The organism is Humidesulfovibrio sp. (assembly GCF_030689645.1).
Classification (GTDB): Bacteria; Desulfobacterota; Desulfovibrionia; order Desulfovibrionales; family Desulfovibrionaceae; genus Humidesulfovibrio.
The window spans coordinates 16846-32006 of the sequence record NZ_JAUYFU010000110.1; the positions used below are offsets into that span (position 1 = coordinate 16846).

The 15161-nt window shown below is 64.1% G+C and carries 16 protein-coding genes and 1 tRNA gene; 8 read left to right on the forward strand and 9 right to left on the reverse strand.

Going from position 1 to position 15161, the window contains the following annotated elements:
* Positions 1-55 precede the first annotated feature (55 nt).
* From carA to Q8O35_RS14340, 5 genes are read right to left on the reverse strand one after another with little or no spacing between them, the layout of a single operon-like run.
* A complete protein-coding gene (carA, locus tag Q8O35_RS14320; protein ID WP_305574532.1) occupies positions 56-1174 on the reverse strand; it encodes a glutamine-hydrolyzing carbamoyl-phosphate synthase small subunit in 1119 nt (372 codons plus the stop codon).
* Positions 1171-1938: a 3-deoxy-manno-octulosonate cytidylyltransferase gene (gene kdsB, locus Q8O35_RS14325; protein ID WP_305574534.1), complete on the reverse strand. Its 768-nt coding sequence runs from the start codon at positions 1936-1938 to the stop codon at positions 1171-1173. Before kdsB ends, carA begins: the two co-directional genes overlap by 4 nt.
* Before the next feature lie 25 nt (positions 1939-1963).
* Entirely contained in the window at positions 1964-3268 is a 1305-nt protein-coding gene (locus tag Q8O35_RS14330; RefSeq protein WP_305574536.1) for a 3-deoxy-D-manno-octulosonic acid transferase, read from the reverse strand.
* A complete protein-coding gene (locus tag Q8O35_RS14335) occupies positions 3265-4200 on the reverse strand; it encodes a D-alanine--D-alanine ligase (protein WP_305574538.1) in 936 nt (311 codons plus the stop codon). The genes Q8O35_RS14330 and Q8O35_RS14335 overlap by 4 nt, the downstream gene beginning before the upstream one ends.
* A complete protein-coding gene (locus Q8O35_RS14340) occupies positions 4163-4816 on the reverse strand; it encodes an HD domain-containing protein (RefSeq protein ID WP_305574540.1) in 654 nt (217 codons plus the stop codon). Before Q8O35_RS14340 ends, Q8O35_RS14335 begins: the two co-directional genes overlap by 38 nt.
* 266 nt (positions 4817-5082) lie before the next feature.
* Here Q8O35_RS14340 and Q8O35_RS14345 point away from each other — a divergent pair, with 266 nt between their 5' ends.
* The 5 genes from Q8O35_RS14345 (at position 5083) to Q8O35_RS14365 (ending at position 9921) form a co-directional block, all read left to right on the forward strand.
* Positions 5083-5400: a TusE/DsrC/DsvC family sulfur relay protein gene (locus tag Q8O35_RS14345; RefSeq protein ID WP_305574542.1), complete on the forward strand. Its 318-nt coding sequence runs from the start codon at positions 5083-5085 to the stop codon at positions 5398-5400.
* Positions 5401-5764: 364 nt separating this feature from the next.
* Entirely contained in the window at positions 5765-6862 is a 1098-nt protein-coding gene (hypD, locus tag Q8O35_RS14350; protein WP_305574544.1) for a hydrogenase formation protein HypD, read from the forward strand.
* 6 nt (positions 6863-6868) lie between these two features.
* Complete coding sequence (hypE, locus tag Q8O35_RS14355; RefSeq protein ID WP_305574546.1) at positions 6869-7885, forward strand: hydrogenase expression/formation protein HypE; 1017 nt, start codon at positions 6869-6871, stop codon at positions 7883-7885.
* 148 nt (positions 7886-8033) lie between these two features.
* Complete coding sequence (locus Q8O35_RS14360; RefSeq protein ID WP_305574548.1) at positions 8034-9224, forward strand: putative sensor domain DACNV-containing protein; 1191 nt, start codon at positions 8034-8036, stop codon at positions 9222-9224.
* A 196-nt stretch (positions 9225-9420) separates the two neighbouring features.
* The gene (locus tag Q8O35_RS14365) at positions 9421-9921 is read left to right on the forward strand and encodes a hypothetical protein (protein ID WP_305574550.1); all 501 of its coding nucleotides are present in this window, start codon (positions 9421-9423) and stop codon (positions 9919-9921) included.
* Positions 9922-9991: 70 nt separating this feature from the next.
* On the opposite strand, the gene Q8O35_RS14370 is transcribed toward Q8O35_RS14365, so the two are convergent.
* The 3 genes from Q8O35_RS14370 to Q8O35_RS14380 are packed head-to-tail and all read right to left on the reverse strand — an operon-like array spanning position 9992 to position 12212.
* The gene (locus Q8O35_RS14370; RefSeq protein WP_305574552.1) at positions 9992-11065 is read right to left on the reverse strand and encodes a glycosyltransferase; all 1074 of its coding nucleotides are present in this window, start codon (positions 11063-11065) and stop codon (positions 9992-9994) included.
* Between the two features lie 17 nt (positions 11066-11082).
* Positions 11083-12009 carry an ATP-binding protein gene (locus Q8O35_RS14375; RefSeq protein ID WP_305574554.1) on the reverse strand — a complete coding sequence of 309 codons (927 nt, stop codon included), beginning with the start codon at positions 12007-12009 and terminating at the stop codon, positions 11083-11085.
* A gap of 5 nt (positions 12010-12014) precedes the next feature.
* Positions 12015-12212, reverse strand: a complete 198-nt coding sequence (locus Q8O35_RS14380; RefSeq protein WP_305574556.1) for a hypothetical protein — start codon at positions 12210-12212, stop codon at positions 12015-12017.
* 178 nt (positions 12213-12390) lie between these two features.
* Between Q8O35_RS14380 and Q8O35_RS14385 the strand changes: the two genes are divergently transcribed.
* Positions 12391-12780 (forward strand): response regulator, encoded by a 390-nt coding sequence (locus Q8O35_RS14385; RefSeq protein ID WP_305574558.1) that lies wholly within the window; start codon positions 12391-12393, stop codon positions 12778-12780.
* Here Q8O35_RS14385 and Q8O35_RS14390 read toward each other — a convergent pair.
* On the reverse strand, positions 12777-13502 hold the full coding sequence (locus tag Q8O35_RS14390; RefSeq protein WP_305574560.1) for a glycosyltransferase family 2 protein: 726 nt from the start codon (positions 13500-13502) through the stop codon (positions 12777-12779). The genes Q8O35_RS14385 and Q8O35_RS14390 overlap by 4 nt on opposite strands.
* Positions 13503-13608: 106 nt before the next feature.
* On the opposite strand from Q8O35_RS14390, the gene Q8O35_RS14395 reads away from it, so the two are divergent.
* Positions 13609-13685: transfer RNA gene (locus tag Q8O35_RS14395), tRNA-Met, on the forward strand.
* A 262-nt stretch (positions 13686-13947) separates the two neighbouring features.
* On the forward strand, positions 13948-15009 hold the full coding sequence (locus Q8O35_RS14400; protein WP_305574562.1) for a site-specific integrase: 1062 nt from the start codon (positions 13948-13950) through the stop codon (positions 15007-15009).
* Positions 15010-15161 lie beyond the last annotated feature (152 nt).

Sequence of the window (15161 nt, forward strand, 5' to 3'; positions counted from 1 at the left end):
GGCCCGCGCGTTGCGGGTGCTGCCTGATCTGCTTCGTGGCCTGTTGGGCTCCGGCCTATTTCCCTGTGGCCGTGCGCACCAGATCGCGGTAGCGCCGGAAGAAGTAGGCGCTGTCGTGGGGGCCGGGAGCGGATTCGGGATGGAACTGGATGGCGATGAGCGGCTTGGTTTTGTGGGCGAAGCCTTCCAGCGTCTTGTCGTTCAAGTTCTGGTGGGTCATCTTGAGCTCCGGCAGATGCGCGATGTCCACGCAGAACCCGTGGTTCTGGGAGGAAATCTCGATCTTGCCGGACTCCATGTCCATCACCGGGTGGTTGCAGCCGTGGTGGCCGAACTTGAGCTTGTAGGCGCGGCCCCCCAGGGCCAGGCCCATGATCTGGTGGCCCAGGCAGATTCCCGCCACAGGGTACTTGTCGGCAAAGACCTTGGTGGCCTCAATGGCGTTGGTCACAACAGCCGGGTCGCCGGGGCCGTTTGACAGGAACACGGCGTCGGGCGCAAGGGCCGTCACCTGCTCATGGGTGAAGCTGGAGGGAACCATGAGCATGTCGAAGCCTTCCGCCGCCAGCAGGCGCAGGATGTTCCACTTGACGCCGAAGTCGTAGACCACGAGCCTGGGACCGTTTCCCGCCCACTTGAAGGTGGCGAGGTCCACGTCCTTGGTGGTGGTTCCGGTCCAGACGTAGGGATTTTTGGCGCTGACCTTGTCGGCCAGGTTCTGACCTTCCATGCTGGGAAGGGCCTTGGCCTTCTTGACGAGCTCCTCCGGCGTGCCGCTGGTGGAGATGACGCCGCGCATGGCGCCGTTGATGCGCAGGTGCCGGGTGAGGGCGCGTGTGTCGACGCCCTCGATGCCCATGACTCCGGCCTTCTTCAGGTAGTCCGGCAGGGACATGACCGAGCGCCAGTTGGAGGGCTCCTTGCAGCACTCCTTGACGATGAGGGCTTCGGCGCCGATTTTGTGCGACTCCACGTCCTCGGCGTTGACGCCGTAGTTGCCGATGAGCGGGTAGGTCATGCAGACCATCTGGCCCACGTAGGAGGGATCGGTGAGGATCTCCTGATAGCCGGTCATGCCGGTATTGAAGATGGCTTCGCCGCCGGTTTCGCCGGGGCCGGTGAACGAGGTGCCCTCGAACCAGGTGCCGTCTTCAAGGGCCAGAATTGCTTTCATATTTCTTGCTCCCGCAGGATTTTTTCGATGCGTTCCACGTCTTCCGGCCGATCCACCCCGTGGCTTTTGTGGCGGGTTATGGCCACGTGGATGGGGATGGCGTTCTCCAGAAGTCTCAGCTGTTCCAATTTTTCCGTGCGCTCAAGCCGCCCTTGGGGCAGCGCCGCGAAGCGCTCCAGCGCGGCCATGCGAAAGGCGTACAGGCCTACATGCAGAAGCGGTCCGGCCTCGTCGTCCACTGGGCCTGCATCCCGATTGTAGGGAATGTTCGCCCGTGAAAAATACAGCGCCCGGCCCTGCGCGTCCAGCACCACCTTGACCCGGTCCGGGCTGACCGCGTCTTCCCGGCTCAAAGGGGTGGCCAGGGTTGTCACCTGCACCAGCTCGCCCTGTGGCCCGGAGAAGGGCGCCAGCAGTTCCTCAAGCATGCGCGGCTCCAGGGCGGGCTCGTCGCCCTGCACGTTCACCACCACGCTGTCCGGCTCCGCGCCGAGCAGCCGCGCGGCCTCCAGCACCCGGTCCGTGCCGCTCTGATGCCCGCGTCCAGTCATGAGGGCCGGGACGTTCCAGGCCTTGGCCGCGACCATGATGCGCTCGTCGTCGGTGGCCAGCACAACCTTTGCGAAGCGTGCGCATTTTGCAGCGCGCTGATGCACGCGCACGCACATGGGAACGCCCAAAATATCAACCAGCGGTTTGCCTGGGAAGCGCGAGGAATCATACCGCGCCGGGATGATTGCATAACAGGGGGGCAGGGACTTCATAGCGCTTCACGTCTCCGCTGGGTGTTTACCCGCAAATTAGATATTCGGCAACAGCCTGGCAAGCAGCCTCCGCGCCGCCCCGGCGTGATTTTGCGTAGGCTTCCGCAGCCAGTTGAACCGCCTGGCGCTCCGGCGCACGTTGCAGCAGTTCGCACAGGACACCCAGCACGCCTTGCCAGTCCTTGGCCTGGCGCACCAGGCCGGTGTCGAAAATTTCCTCGCCCACCCAGGCAAAATTGGACCATGAGGGCCCGATGACCGGCACGATGCCGTGGGCCAGCGGTTCAAGGAAATTCTGTCCGCCCAGGTCGGCCAGGCTGCCGCCCAGGAAGCAGGCCCGCGCCAGGCCGAAGGCCGCGCCAAGTTCGCCAAAGGCGTCCCAAAGCAGCACTGCGCCGGGCTGGACGGGCTCGTTCGCGCTGCGCCGGGTCAAGGGGATGCCCGCGCCGCACAGCAGCTTGGACCATGCGTCCACGCGCTCCATGTGCCGGGGGAACAAGCCGATGACCGCGTCCGGGCGGCGCTTCTGCAAGCCCTGGATGAGGGCCAGCACCTCTTTTTCCTCCTGCTTGCGCACGCTGCCCAGCACGATGAAGGGCGCGTCGGGCGGCAGAAGGGCGGCGAGGTCCTGGCGCTGCGGCGCTGGCTCGAAGCTCAGGCGGTCGAACTTGATGTTGCGCATGACGCCTGTCCGGGCGTCGGGGAAAAGTTTGGCGAAGCGCCCGGCGTCGTCGTCGGAAACTGCGAGAATTCGCTGCGGTCCAAGGGCGCGCCAGAACCCGGGCATGCGCCGGTAGCCGCCCAGGCTCTTGCCCGTGATGCGGCCATTAAGCACCAGGGCCGGCACCTGCTGCTTTCGGCAGGCGGCCATGAGCCCCGGCCAGAGCTCGGTCTCCAGCAGCACGAGGGCCTTTGGAGCAACGGCTGCCAGGGCGCGGTCCATGCGGCTCGGCACGTCGAAGGGGAACCACGCGGGCAGAAGCTCGACGCTTCCGGCCAGGTCCTCGCGGGCCTTTTGCAGCACGCCCATGCCTTGGCTGGTGAAGGTGGTAACGAGCACGGTGGGCTTGCGTCCATCGGACTTGAAGTCTGGCGACAGGAAATCCGGCAGGCGGCGCAGCAGCTCCCAGGCCAGGTAGGCCTCCCCGCCGGATGCCGCCTGCATCCAGATGTCGGCCTTGGGCGGCGTCCCTGCGGACAGGGTGCGGTTGTCCCAGCCTTCCTGCAGGCGCTTGTTGCGCCTGAGGCCGGACTGGGCGAGGCACCAGGCCAGGCCGTACAGGCTCAGCATGGCGCGGACGCTTACGGGAAGCTTGGCGGGCCCGCTCACGCCTGGTCCTCTGCGCTGTTGCGGGCGTGGGCGGCCAGGCCCAGGCGCACCAGCTCGGCCACCAGGGCGTCAAAGCTCAGGCCTACGGCGGCGGCGGCCTTGGGGAGCAGGCTCGTTGGCGTCATGCCCGGCAGGGTGTTGGTCTCAAGAATGAAGGGCTGGCCGCTCGCGTCCACCATGAAGTCCGAGCGGCTGTAGCCGTCGATGGAAAGCGCCTTGTGCGCGGCCAGAGACATAGCCTGCACTTCGGCTGTGAGCGCAGCGTCCACCGGCGCCGGGCAGATTTCCTCGGCCCCGTCGGCGGCGTACTTGTTCTCGTAGTCGAAGAATATTGTGCCTGCGCGAGGGCGGATGAGGATCACCGGAAGGGGGCGGTCGGCGAGCACGGCGCAGGTCAGCTCCTGGCCGGGGATGCATTCCTCAACCAGGGCGGCCTGGCCCAGGGCGAAGACCTTGTCCAGGGCCGGGCCGAAGTCCTCGGGCGCGGCCACTCGGCTCATGCCCAGGCTGGACCCCCCGGTGTTGGGCTTGACGAAGAGCGGGCAGGGCAGGTCGGTTTCGCGCGTCTCGCCTGGAATGCCGGTGAACAGTCGCCACGCTGGGGTGCGCAGCCCGGCCTTGGCGTAAACGGCCTTGGCCGCGGCCTTGTTCAGGGCCAGGAACGAGGCCCTGGGGCCTGCGCCCTGGTAGGGGCAGTCCGCCTCCTCCAGCATGGCCTGGATGAGCCCGTCCTCGCCGGGGGAGCCGTGCAGGTTCAAGAAGGCGAAGTCCGCCTGGCGGGCGGCGGGGATGATTTCCGCAAATTCAAGGGCGGGGTCCAGAAAGCGCACCTGATGTCCCAGGCGCGCAAGGGCCTCGCTGATGCCGCGCGCCCCGGAAAGGGACACCTCGCGTTCAGTCGACCAGCCGCCGGCGATCAAAATCATGCGCATTGAGGTCTTTCTCCAGAAGTTTGGACAGGGCGTTTTCGATGTCCTTGGCCTGCTTGTTGGTGCTCGCGATGCGCTCCCGGATCTCCTGGGTCTTGCCGTAGCGTTCCAGCAAATCGTCAAAGCGGTGTTCGATGGGCACGATCTGGTCGTGGGCCACGCGCTTGTCGCCGTAGAGCACTGCAAGGGGCGTGAGAAAACGCCGGAGGTCGGCCTTGAATGGCCAGTACATGTGGTGGATGACGCCCATGGCCAGCACGGGGTTGCCCGTGGCCGCCATGGCCCAGGCTCCGCCCAGCTGGCCGTGGTGGCCGCCGTGCTTGATGCAGTAAGCCTTGGCTATGTCGTGCAGGAGGGCGGAGGCGCGCACGGTCTCCACGCAGACGCTGATGCCCAAGGCCTTCCCGGCTTCCGCCACCTGGCAGGCCACCAGGGCCACCTTGGCGCTGTGGGCGCGGATGTGCTCGGGCATTTCGAAGCGGTCCCAAAGGGCCACGCAGCGCGCCTCGGAGGGAACGCGCCAGGGCGGCCTGCGGCTGGTCTCCGGCGAGGGCGCCGGGGGGGCAGGCAGGCTGGGCCACATGGGGGCCATGGGGATGACGGGGCGCATGGGTTGCATGGATTCGGGTCGCCTGCGCTTCTTTGCGGGTTGAAGGCTGCCGCGTGTGGCCGCGTTGTGCTTGAGTACCAGCAGCGGCCTGAAAAATAAAGCGCGGGCGCGGTGGTTTCTGACCAGGCCCAGTTGAAAATGACCTTGAATTTTTCTGTTGCCCAGGGTACGAAGGGAGCTGGAAAATGAAGGGTGCAACGGGCTGCCTGCCCGATGCGGATGTACGTGGCCCTGTCTGCGCACAGTGTGCAATCTAGACCGAGGAGGATCCGAATATGGCTATGCTCGAGTTCAAAGGCAAAAAGTTTGAAGTTGATGAGGACGGCTTTCTGTTGAAATTTGAGGACTGGAACCCCGAATGGGTCGAGTTTGTCAAGGAGAGCGAAGGCATCGCCGTCATCTCCGAGAACCATCAGAAGGTCATCGACTTCCTGCAGGACTACTACAAGAAAAACGGCATCGCCCCCATGGTGCGCATCCTGTCCAAGGTGACCGGCTACAAGCTCAAGGAAATCTACGAGCTGTTCCCCTCCGGCCCCGGCAAGGGCGCCTGCAAAATGGCCGGCCTGCCCAAACCCACCGGCTGCGTGTAACACCCGCGCCTAATTGAATAGCGTGAGGGCGGCGGCTTCGGCTTCCGCCCTTTTTTTGCGCCCAGCCCCTGGTTTGCGCGCCGCGCTTCCTTGGTGCATCAGTCCCTCGGCGGGGGCAGCCCATCGTTCAGCCTGGCAGAGGCAGCGCTGCACCGCTCAATGCCGAGCTGGAAAAAAAACATCTGCGCAGGGCGGGTGGCCCGCGTAACCCCCCAGTGACACGCGCGAACCTTGCGCCGGGCATGGACTCGCAGCCGGAGTCCGTGTATGTCCTCCGAGCCGGGGTGCGCGTTTGCCCTGTCCCCGGTTCGGCGAGACAGACCCGAGCGGCCCGTCACCTCTGACCGTAAGGAAGGCACCCCCCGTGAGCCTCGACATCCTCGACCAGTTCCACGACCCCGGCCTGTGCAAGAGCGTGTTGGAGCGCCTGCGCGCCACCTTGGACGGGCACCCCCTGCGCTTCATGGAAGTATGCGGCACGCACACCGTGGCCATATTCCGCAGCGGCCTGCGCTCCATCCTGCCCAAAGAGATCGTGCACCTCACCGGTCCTGGCTGCCCGGTCTGCGTCACCCACGAGTCCGAGGTCAACGCCTTCCTTGATCTGGCCGAGAACCCCAAGGTCATCCTGGCCACCTTCGGCGACCTCATGCGCGTTCCCGGCAGCAAGGGCCGCAGCCTCAAGATCGCCCAGGCCGACGGCGCGCGCGTCAGCGTGGTTTACTCCCCGCCCGATGCGCTGAAGATCGCCGCAGACAACCCGGACTCCATGGTGGTCTTTTTGGGCGTGGGCTTCGAGACCACGGCCCCAGCCGTGGCGGCCACCATGCACATGGCCAAGGCCCAGGGCATCACCAATTTCCGCGTCCTGTCCTTCCACAAGTACGTGCCTCCGGCCGTGGCGGCCCTGCTGGCCGATCCGGAAACGGACATCGACGGCTTCATTCTGCCCGGCCACGCCTCGGTCATCACCGGCGTCGGACCATACCTTGCCGCAGCCAGCAGCTACGGCAAGTCCGCCGCCGTGGCCGGCTTCGAGCCGCTGGACATCCTGCAGGCCCTGCTGTTCCTGGCCGAGCGCAAGCGCGATGGCCGTCCTGAGGTGGTCAACCTGTACCGCCGCGTGGTGCGCGACGAGGGCAACGCCAAGGCCCGCGCCATGCTGGAGGCCACCTTCACGACCGTTGACGCCCTGTGGCGCGGCATCGGCAGCATTCCCGGCTCCGGGCTGGAGATCAACGACGAGTTCGCCGCCTTCGACGCCAAGCGCGAGTTCGGCATCACCATCACCGAGTGCCCGCCCTTGCCCGGCTGCAAATGCGGCGACGTGCTCAAGGGCAAGCTGGTCCCGAACATGTGCCCGCTTTTCGGCAAGGCCTGCACCCCCGCAAAACCCGTCGGACCGTGCATGGTCTCCACAGAGGGCTCCTGCGCGGCATACTTTAAATACCAGGTGGATTAACACGTCATGAGCGAAAAAGTTCTCCTCGACTACGGCTCCGGCGGCAAGGCGTCCCAACGGCTCATCGGCGAGCTGTTCCTGAAGAATTTCGACAACCCCGAACTGCGGCGCATGAACGACGGCGCAGTGCTGAACGTGTCCGGCAAGATAGCGGTGAGCACCGACACCTTCACCGTGGACCCCATATTCTTCCCCGGCGGCGACATCGGCTCGTTGGCCGTGCACGGCACGGTGAACGACGTGGCCATGATGGGCGCGGTGCCCCGCTACCTCACCTGCGGGTTTCTCCTTGAGGAAGGTCTGCCCATGGACGACCTGACGCGCATCGTGGAATCCATGGGCGCGGCGGCCCGCGCTGCCGGAGTCTGGATCGTCACCGGCGACACCAAGGTGGTGCCCAAGGGCGCGGCGGATAAAATCTTCATCAACACCACAGGCATCGGTGACGTCATCGTGGACCCTGCCCCGGCGGGCGACCGCGCCGCGCCCGGCGACGCCATCATCATCACCGGCACCCTGGGCGACCATGGTCTGGCCATTCTGTCCACGCGGCAGGGCCTGGCCTTTGAAACGCCGGTGCTCTCAGACTGCGCCAGCCTGAACCACGCCATCGAGTCGCTTCTGCGCGGCCTGCCGGACGTGCATGTGCTGCGCGACCCAACCCGCGGCGGGCTGGCCACCACGTTGAACGAGATCGCCCTGGCCTCGGGGGTGGTGTGCGAGCTGGTGGAGGACGAGATCCCGGTGCGGCCAGAGGTGCGCGGAGGCTGCTCCCTGCTGGGCCTGGACCCGCTGTACCTGGCCAACGAGGGCAAGTTCCTGTGCATCCTGCCGGAGGCGCAGGCCGACGCCGCGCTCAAGCTGCTGCACGCCAACCCGCTGTGTACGGGCGCAAAGCGCATCGGCACCGTGGAGGCCGTGGACAAGCCGGGCGCGCCTGGCCGGGTGCTGCTCAAGACGGGCCTGGGCGGCAAGCGCCTGCTGGGCATGCTGGAAGGCGAGCAGTTGCCGAGAATCTGCTAGGCCTTCCCTTACGACGATAACGCGCCGCCCGGTTTCCGCCCTTCAAGACGCGGAGGCCGGGCGGTTTTGCGTCTGGACGTGGGCGCCGCTTGCGGGAGGCCGGAGAATCGGAGTACAGGTAAACTATACGGAGAGCATAGGGGGGCGCATGGACACCTGCCTTTTCAAGAGTGATTCGATCTTCGTGAACGCCATGCACGCTTTGCCCGCGCAGGACGACGCGCAAAAGAACGACCGCGCCGCCGCCCTGCTGGCCGATGCCGCGCAGCTTTCGCAGCTGTGCACCACCTGTTTCTGGGCCAGCCTGGAAGAAGAGGAGGGCAGGCAGGTGCGCGGCACCCTGTGCTTGTGTTCGCCGGAATCGGTGCAGTTGGCGCGGCGCTTCACCAAGCCCGTGCCCCTCACCGTGCAGAGCCTCGTGGCCTTGCTCACCGCCTCGCCCCGCACGCCGCTGGCCGTGCACGGCGGCCTGAAGGGGCTGGAGGTCTGGGGCATCCTCGATTCCGAGCCGGAGGGGCTGCTGCGCCTGCGCATCGCAGGCAACGGCATTCTCCTGGCCTCGCGCTCGCGCCGGGTGCTGGCCCTGCTGCACCAGGGCGTGGCGTCCATTCCCGTGGCCTCGGACGAGGCCTCCCTGTCGCAACTGGTGGCGCGCACCCTGGGCAAGGACCGCGCCCTGGAGCAGCGCAGCAACATGCCCGCCAAGCTCATCCGCGTGGTCACCACCATGATCCGCCACGGGCATGGCGGAACCCTCGTGCTGGTGCCGCCAGAGGACGAGTCGTGGCGCAGCGCGGTGAGCTTCCGGTTCTGCTTCGACGAGCCGAGCACCAAGGTGCTGTACGACAGCGTGCACAATTTCGAGTCCCTCATGGGCGACGCCACGCGCGGTTACGACGACCTTGTGGCGGGCCGCACCAGTTGCGCCTCGCTTACGGCCCTGCGCGAGCAGTACGAGGCCGTGAACTTTCTGCGCACCTTGAGCGAGTCGCTGTTCCGGCGCGTGGGCGAGCTTGGGCTCATCGACGGCGCGGTGATCATGGACATGGATTTGCGGCTGCACGGGTTCGGGGCCAAGCTGCTGTTCGGGCCGGAGGAATTCCACGTGGCGGCGTTGGACGCCGTCACCGGGACCCTGCGCAGGGGCGTGGCCCTGGCCGAGCTTGGGGGCATGCGGCACCAGTCCGCTGCCCGCTTCGTCAACGCCAACCGCGCCACGGATGTGTTCGTGGTCTCGCAGGACGGGCGGCTGTCCATGTTCGCATGGTCCAAGCACCTGCAAACCGTGGCCGTGGTGCAGCACCTTGAGCACTTCATCTGGGAGTACCAGGCGTTTTAGGCTCTACACCAGCCAGCAAATACGAACCGCCCGGTTTCCGCCCCCCAATTTCGAGGGTGGAGGCTGGGCGGTTCGTGTTTTGAGCGCAGCTTCTTGCGCAAAATGGTGCAGGTATGTAATAGCGGCTATACGTAGCAATGGGGTGAGGCTTTGGGTGAGTGCGGTTTGTGAGCAGGTGCGCCTGCGGGGGGGGAATATGGAAATCTTCTTCTATCGCGGAGTGGAGCGTCTCATCATTTGTCTTGGTGGGATATTTTTCGGCTATCTCGGCTATAAGCTGTTCCTGGCGGGACTCACTGCGGGCGACAGCAAGCTGAACGTAGAATCAAAAACCATGAAGATCATTCTCTCGGGAACAGGCCCAGGCCTGTTTTTCATGGCCTTCGGGGCAATCATACTTCTTACGGCCATCCTTAAGGGCGGCGTGACCATGGGGCCTGATGGCGGCGGGGTTCAAACGATGCAGCGTGAGGTTCAACTAAAGGACGGTGGCAAGATTGAGGGCAACTTTGAACAGATGCTGAGTGTCCCATCCCAAACGACAATGATGGATCCGTCGCCTCCGCCAATGGAGACAAGAGGTGCCGGGCGTGAGGCCAAGGACTTGCAGCAGCCGGGAAAGGCGAAGGGCGGGGCATCGGTGACAGCGGTGAAGGAGATTGGCGCAGGGGCGAAGCCGTCTGGCGGGGGGCAGTAGCCAAAGCGCTGATTGGATGGGCTGCGGTGCGCGGCAGGGCATGCTTGCTGGCGTTTGGCAGAATCCCTCCTCACCCCACGGCCACGCACCCCGCGCCCGGCTGATACCCCAGGCCCGTCAGCCACTGCATTATCTCCTGCCGCGCGCCGCGCGAGGCCACGTTGACCAGGAGGAAGGGGCCGTCGGGAGCGTGCGGCGGCACGGCCTCGCGCGGGAGCACGGGGATGCCGTGCACGCGCTGGCCCACCTTGCGCGGGTCGATGTCCACGAAATTCTCGATGACCAGCCCCAGGCCCAGCAGCGGGTCCAGCCGCTTGCGGCTCACCCGGCCAGCCCCCCACACCCACACCTTGGGGTGGCGCGGGTTCCGCTCCTCCAGCCAACTCCGCAAATACCCGGCCTTGATGCGCGCAAAGGCCTCCAGGCTGTACTCATCGCGGGTGCGGGAAATGCGCGTGGGGGGGTCGTTCCAGACAATGACCTCGGCCTGCACCTTGGCCATGCGCGCGCCCAGGGCCAGCCAGCGCAGCCACTGCTCGTAGTCCTCCGGGAAAGGCCCAGCACAGGCGGAATCCAGCCCGATGTTGGGCCGCGCCCCGCCGAAGCGCGCCACGCCCTCGCGCCGGAACATTACCGATGGGTTGGCCAGGGGCGATTCCACGAAACGGTTGAGGCTGATATCCTCGTGGGTGAGGAGCGTGTTGAGCCAGTCCACATGCAGGGCATAGCCCAGGCGCTCGGCCCGGTCGCCGCCGAAGCGCACCAGGCCGGACACGAGATCCAGGCGGGGCTCGGCGTCCAGACGCGCGACCTGCATCTCCAGGCGCTCGGGCAGGCACAGGTCGTCGGCGTCCATGCGGGCGATGAACGGCGCCCGGGCAGCCTCCACTGCGGCGTTCCAGGCAAGGGCGACGCCCTGATGCGCAAGGCGCAGGGGCCGAATGCGGGCGTCGCGCCGGGCATAGGCGCACAGAACGTCCCAGGTGGCGCCGCCGTCGGCCTCGTCGCTGCCGTCATCTGCGGCGATGATCTCGAAGTCCGGCAGAGTCTGGGCGAGGAGGCTGTCCAGGGCCGCTGGCAGGGTGCTGGCGGCGTTGTAGCAGGGCAGGCAGACGCTGACCTTCGGGAGCGAGGCTGGTGGCACGCTGCGGCCCCTGGGGGTTACTGCCGGTCCGGGTCGGCGGCGCGGCGCTCGGTGACGGCGATGGCCAGCCTGCACACGCCGCACATCCCTGTGCTGGTGGGCGAGGCGCAGGTTTCGCACGGCGCCAGGGCATGGCCCTCGTCCTTCTCCACCAGAGCGAAGGCCGGGCGGCCCCGCTTCAGGAAGCCGTCGTAGAACGAGATCTTGGAGCCTGGGCTCTGGTGCTCCAGGTCGGCCCAGAGTCGCTTGTGGCCCGTGAAGCTGGCTCCGCCGCTGTAAGGGCAGGGCGCGTTGTGGATTTCGATGCCGTTCAGGAAGGCGTAGCAGGCGGTCTCGAACTCCGTCAGGCGGTACAGGGGCTTGATCTTGCGCGCAAAGCCGCTCTCGGCCTGCAGGCAGGGGCCCTGGTCCGACAGGTAGCCCGCGTCCCAGCGCAGGGTGTTTGCGAAGAGCCGCGCCACCTCGTCGTCCAGGTTGTGGCCGGTGGCCAGCACATTAAAGCCGTCCTCCAGGGCCACGCGGTTGAACCAGTGGCGCTTGATCTTGCCGCAGGCCGAGCACACGGGGCGGTTGATGTACTTCTTCACATCCGGGATGGGCAGGCCTTCCTTGATGAGCTCCACCACGCGCAGCTTGAGGCCGTGCAGGTCGCAGAAGCCCTGCACCTTGGCCCGTGCGGCAGGGGAGGACACCGGTATGCCCAGGTCCACGTGCAGGCCTGTGACGTCGTAGCCCAGGCGCGAGAGCTCAAGCATCAGGCTTAGGCTGTCTTTGCCGCCGGAAAGGGCCACCAGCACGCGCTCGCCGGGCATGATGAGCCCGTGGCGTCGTATGGCCTTCTCCACCTGGCCGGTGAAGTAGGTTGCGAAGCAGTCGCGGCAGAAGGCGGTGTTGTGGCTCGGCAGGGGGATTTCCGCCGGAGCCTTGCATTTGCGGCATTTCATGGTGGCTATCCTGTGCTGGTGACTTTGCGGATGCGGATTTCGTCGCCATCAACGAGGCGGTCGTCCGAGGTGAGGAGCCTGTCTCCGCGGATGACCAGCGCGTCGTTGACGCGCAAGCCCAGGCGCTTTTGGAGCATGAGCACGGTGTTGTGGCGTTCAAAGGTGAACGTCTCGTTTTCCGGCTCCACGAATACTGTGATCATGGAGAAACTCCTTACGTCTTTAGTGGCTAACTGGTGCCCGGCTCCGTGGCGTGTGTCAAGGCGGGGGGGTATGCAGCACGTTCTGGCGCGCGCGGGCGCACAATTCTGTTGACCGGGCAAAAAAACGGGATATACAGTTCAGAGTAAGAGAAGCCCTTCCCCCCAGAGGAGCGTCATTATGGATAAGCCGAAGATTCTTGTGGTTGACGATGAGAAGCACATCCGCATGCTGTACCAGGAAGAGCTTGAGGATGCAGGCTATGTTGTGGCCACCTCCGATGGCGAGGAGCCCATCTTGGAGACGCTGGAGCGCGAGGCGCCCCACGTGGTCATCCTCGACATTCGCCTGGGGCCGAACCTCTCCGGCCTGGACCTGTTGCAGACCATCCGCAGCCGCAAGGAGCATGTGCCGGTGATCCTGTCCACGGCCTACGACACCTTTCAGCACGACCTCAAGAGCATCGCGGCGGATTTCTACGTGGTCAAATCCGTGGATCTTTCCGAGCTGAAGGCCAAGGTGCGCCAAGCTCTCGCCCAGGCCTCCAAGGCTGCGCCCAAGGCGCCCTAGCGGTTTTTTTCGCGGATTTCGTATCCGAAGTGGCGGTCCTGAAGCCAGCGCACGCCCAGCAGGTCGCGCACGCCCGCCACGGCGCGCTCCCAGTTGCCATACTTTGAAACGCCCATGTGGCGTTCGCGGTGATTCACGGGCATCTCGGCCACGGTTGCGCCCTGAAGCTTCATCAGCGTGGGCAGGTAGCGGTGCATGCCCTTGAAGCGGGGAATGCGCACCAGCATGTCGCGGCGCATGACCTTGAGCGAACAGCCCGTGTCGCGCACGCTCTCTCGGGTGATCTTGTTGCGTATGGCGTTGGCGATTTTTGATGCATAGCGCTTGCTGAGGGTGTCCTGGCGCTTTTTCCGCCAGCCGATGGCCATTGCGTAGCCCTGGTCGTACAGGGCCAGCATGGCCGGAATATCGCCGGGGTCGTTCTGCAGGTCGGCGTCCAGCGTCACCACGATGGGATGGCTGGCCTCGTCGAATCCGGCGCAGAAGGCTGCGGACTGGCCCCGGTTGCGGGTGAAGGCGAGGTAGCGCACCTCGTCGTTGCCCTGGGCCAGGGCCTTCAGGACCGCGAGGCTCTTGTCCGTGCTGCCGTCATCCACGAAGACCACTTCCCAGGTGCGGGCCAGGGGGCGCATGGCTTGGGCAAGCTCTTCGAAGAGCCGGGGGAGGTTTTCTTCCTCGTTGAACACGGGTATGACTATGGAGACGCTCTGGGTGTTTGGCATGGCCGGGGTATAGGAAATTTCCGGGTCGGTGTAAATAAGCGTTGACAGGGGAATGCCTGGGGACTACATACCCCTTCTCGACGCGGGGAACGCCGCATCGACGTGTCGCGGGGTGGAGCAGTACGGTAGCTCGTCGGGCTCATAACCCGAAGGTCGTAGGTTCAAATCCTGCCCCCGCTACCAAATTTCCCTCAAAGAGAACAGCCACTTAGGAAAATCCTAGGTGGCTGTTCTTGTTTTCTACGGTCTCTGTGTCAACTGCTTGTGTCAACAGTTGACACGGAATGAGGGTAAAAGTGTGGCTATTTCAGCCTATTGCAGCTATTGTCGTTCAACTTCACCTCTCACACTCAAACTCTGCCAGAAATGTGGTGAACCCTTAACAGGGAGTGCGCGAGCTTTCAGGGTACGGGTTAAGACTCCCAGCGGTTGGAAGAGTCGCGTGGTGTCTACTCTTAAGGAGGCCAAAGCGCTGGAATCCGAGTTTGAAGGTTCTGAAGGCGCTGGGACGGGACAAGCAAGGCAGTCGAACCAAGTTGTCTCGCACACTCCCCAAGCCAGGCGCTCGCTAATCAAACCCCACGGGCTGACTTTCGCGCAGGTGTGGGAGCAGTTTTATCCTTGGGTTTGCCTGAGAATCAAAGACCCTGCCTTCTATGAAAACAAGTGGCGCAATCATATCGCGCCAGCGTTTGCCAACAGGACGCTTGAGAGCGTCACGACCAATGAGCTAAATGCGTTCTTCGCCAAGCTACGGCAAAGTCCTGTGGCCCCCATGCCCTTCAGGAAGGCTAAACCAAGGGTAATGGCTATGAAGACCGCCCTGGACATCGTTAAGGCGGTTGGACGGCTCTACTCATATGCTATCGAAGACACTGACCCACCCTTGTACACGGGCTCAAATCCTTTCAGAAGGTTCAAGCCTCCTAAGTTTAATAACAAAGTTACCAATGACCTAAACCTTGAGCAGAGTAGAAGGTTAATTGAGGTCTTAGACGCATGGGACAATCGCCCTGCCGCCTTAGCCTTTAAGCTCTGCCTCATGACGGGCAAGCGCACGGGTGAAGTCTTCCCTCTGGTCTGGCGCAACGTAAACCTAGAAGCCGGATTCATCCGTTTCATCGTCAAGAGCCGCACTCAGGACGACATTCAGAATTACCCAATCAGTCCAGGCGTTAGGCTCATTCTGGAAGAGGCTCTAAAACTGCCGCAAATGGCTTCAGGACTCGTTTTCCCTTCGGAGGCTGACAAGGTCATTCTGTATCCAAAAATTTGGGAGAGAATCAAAATAAGAGCGCGTATCCCTCAAGAGACACGCGCCCATGATTTGCGCCATACCTTCGCCAGCCGTTTACTCAGTGAGAGGAAAGCAACTCTGGCTGAAGTTCAGAAGCTCCTTAATCATAAGAGCCCCCAGATGACAGAGCGTTATGCTCACCTGGCAGATGATGCCATGAGGCGAGCTGCTCAGGCTGTTGATAGCCTTTTTGGAGGGAGTGATTCTTGAATCAATAGAACTGGCGAACGTCAGGTTATGAACCCGACCATAAAGAATCAACTACAGCAGAATCCCAAAAATTTACAGCAATGAGTGTCTAGTACGTCCCTGAAAAAAGTATACATTACGTAGGGGGTGTCAAAAACTGACACTCAAACTGA